The following is a 2,562-nucleotide window of genomic DNA, read 5'->3' as shown; positions in this document are numbered from 1 at the left end:
GTCCCCGACACTGACGCCCGGGCGGTCGGTTCGCACGAGCGAGTAGATGCCGCGATACGGTGCGGCGACTCATGTCGGCGTACTTGGGAAAGTGGCTTCGGCTACGAAAATCTTGCCAGGAACGCCTGAGTGGCTGCGCTGATCACCTCGGAGACGAGGAAACTAGTGGTGGGTGTCCCGGTCAGCCGATAGCTCTGCGATGTCAGTGAACTCGTTTGCCAGGATGGCGTTGGGGGTCAGCCAGGGGGCCACGGATTGTCGCCGCAGCAGTGTCCTTCGCTGCCTGGAGCACGTGTGTCAGATTCCGATTCCTTCCTTGACCTCTCCGGGGCGCCCACTCTGCTCGGTCGGGTGCGGCAGTCGGGAGTAGGTCGTGAAGCGGCAGGACGTGAAGGACGAGGTAATCCATCTGCGCTCCACGGGGGTGGACTTGGGCAAGTGGTTCCTGCTGTCCTGTGCGCGCACCCCCGGCCCGGCGCGGACCGGGACGTGGAGTCTGGAGACCGAGCGGTTCGGCACCACGCGGGCCGAGCTACGGCGACACTGGCATGGTTGGTCGAGCGTCAGGTCGAGGTGCTGGTCATGGAAGCGACATCCGACTACTGGCGGAGTGCGTACTACCTGCTGCAACCACACCTGAACCTGATGCTGGTCAACCCTGCCCATCTCAGGGGCATCCGGGGTCGCAAGACCGACCCAAACGACGCGGCGTTCCTGGCCCGGGCCGGCGCATCCGGAATGGTCATGGCGTCCTTCGTGCCCGAGCGTGCGGTCCGCGAGCTGCGGGGCCTGACCCGCAGGCGCACCGAGATCGTCCGTGCCGCCGGCTGGGAGGCCCAGCGGCTGGAGAAGGAACTCGAGGACACCGGCATGAAACTCACCTCGGTCCTGACCGACGTGGTCGGCGCCTCCGGCCGGGCCATCCTGGAAGCGCTGATCGCTGGCGAGCGCGACCCTGAACAGCTCGAGGGCCTCGCCGTCGGCAAGGCCCGTGCCAAGATCCCTGCCCTGATTGAGGCCATGGACGGGGACTTCACCGACCACCACGCTTTCATGATCCGTCACTACCTCGACGAGATCGACAGACTGCGGTCCACCACAGGCGCGTTCGACGCGCGCATCGCGCTCCTGATGACCGAGCGGGAGCAGGACCTGGACCTGCTCGACACCATCCCGGGGGTCGGCCGCCTCGCGGCCGAGGTGATCGTCGCGGAGACCGGCGGAGGCGGCGAGCAGACCGCCGGAGCCGAACAGGTGCGTGGCGATCGCCGCGGCGTTGACGGGGGTCCATTTCGCCCAGCCGGAGCTGGCGATCCTCGCTGTGGTGGCCGTCGCGGGCGGCACCATTCAGGCCGACCGCGCCCATGAGGGAGCCGCCGAACCAGGCGGCCAACCCGACATCGTGCAGGCTGCGCAGCATCGTGTTGCGTGTCGACATGACCGGCTCCCTTGGCCCAGGTGGATGAAGCCCGGGCGAAGCGGCCGGGCCCGTATCCGGTCAGGGGGGAGCGATGGGATTTTGGTGGCATCGGCCGTAGCGGCCTGAGCCCGGTCTGTTCGCCCTCCCTGGCCGGTGCCGTGCACGCAGGGGATCGACTCAATGTGAGAGTTGGCGAAGTCCCGCGCAACTCCTACTCAGCGTAGAAGGCTGGGCCGCCGTACTGCCGTACGGCCTGGTACATCGTCCGCGCTGTGCCAGGGCAGTTCGCGAGAGCGCCCGGCCGGTCGTGGCAGATCCGGAGCATCTCCTCAAGGAGACGGTCGTCGATGCTCGTGCGTCGGGCTTCGGTGGGGTCCAGGCGCAGGCGCTGTCCGCCGTAGTTGTGGTAGCCGAAGTCGTGGATGAGGCATGCGTCATGGAAGACCTGCGCCCACAGGCGAGGGGTGGGGGGTGAGCAGCCGTCGGTGCCCCAGTCGAAGGGCTTCTCGTGCTGCTGTGCGTAGGTAGGGAACTCGCGGTAGGTCCTCGCCATGAGGAAGTCGGCCCGCTCGCGCACCTGACCGGCGTACTTGGCCTGTGTCACCAGGGCCGCCGCCCGCGGTGCGGCGCCGGACGCTGCTGCGGGTGCACCATTCGGCCCTGCGCTGAGCAGAAACGATCCGCAGAGGGCGAGCCCGGCGAGGAATCGTGACGCAGCGCGTCCGGTGTGGAGTCTCATGCTGCTCCCATGGATATGCGAGTGCGGGGATGACGAAGCATAACTACCCTACGTGAGCAAAGGTAGCCACCCGTAGTTAGGTCGACGCTGGTGTATCTGTGCCAGGTTGTGCGGCGGCCGACAGGCACCTCCAGCCATCCCTGTCTGAAGGTGGAACGGGACGGCACGGCTCGCATTCATGGGCGTCCGCAGGAGGGCGGTCTCTCACGAAGACCCGGGTGAACCGTCGGCCCGGGGCCGGTCACCGGCCCGGACGAAGTGGTCCCTGCACCTGCGGGGTGCGCTCTAGGCCTCCGCGTAACGACGCGCGAGGCAGAGGGGATCACCCCCGCGTGCGCGGGGACCACGTTAGGGCAAGGCGATGGCGTGGGAGGTTTCGGCGGGGCGCTGCAGCCGGGGGTGG

Annotated in this window: 1 protein-coding gene and 2 pseudogenes; 1 reads left to right on the top strand and 2 read right to left on the bottom strand. The window is 67.9% G+C overall.

What is annotated here, in order from left to right; translation table 11 throughout:
• Positions 1–294 precede the first annotated feature (294 nt).
• Positions 295–1,173: pseudogene (locus tag ACJA3G_RS34910) on the top strand (transposase); the annotation flags it as partial.
• A gap of 45 nt (positions 1,174–1,218) precedes the next feature.
• Here the strand turns inward: ACJA3G_RS34910 and ACJA3G_RS34905 are convergent.
• Together ACJA3G_RS34905 and ACJA3G_RS34900 are read right to left on the bottom strand one after the other, a co-directional pair.
• Positions 1,219–1,438 (bottom strand): annotated as a pseudogene (locus ACJA3G_RS34905) (hypothetical protein); the annotation flags it as partial.
• A 193-nt stretch (positions 1,439–1,631) separates the two neighbouring features.
• Complete coding sequence (locus tag ACJA3G_RS34900) at positions 1,632–2,024, bottom strand: phospholipase A2 (protein WP_406557043.1); 393 nt, start codon at positions 2,022–2,024, stop codon at positions 1,632–1,634.
• Positions 2,025–2,562: the final 538 nt, after the last annotated feature.

Source organism: Streptomyces sp. YS-3 (genome assembly GCF_045257485.1).
Taxonomy (GTDB): Bacteria; Actinomycetota; Actinomycetes; order Streptomycetales; family Streptomycetaceae; genus Streptomyces.
The sequence above is the reverse complement of the archived record's forward strand: the minus strand, read 5'-3'. Positions and strand labels throughout refer to the sequence as shown.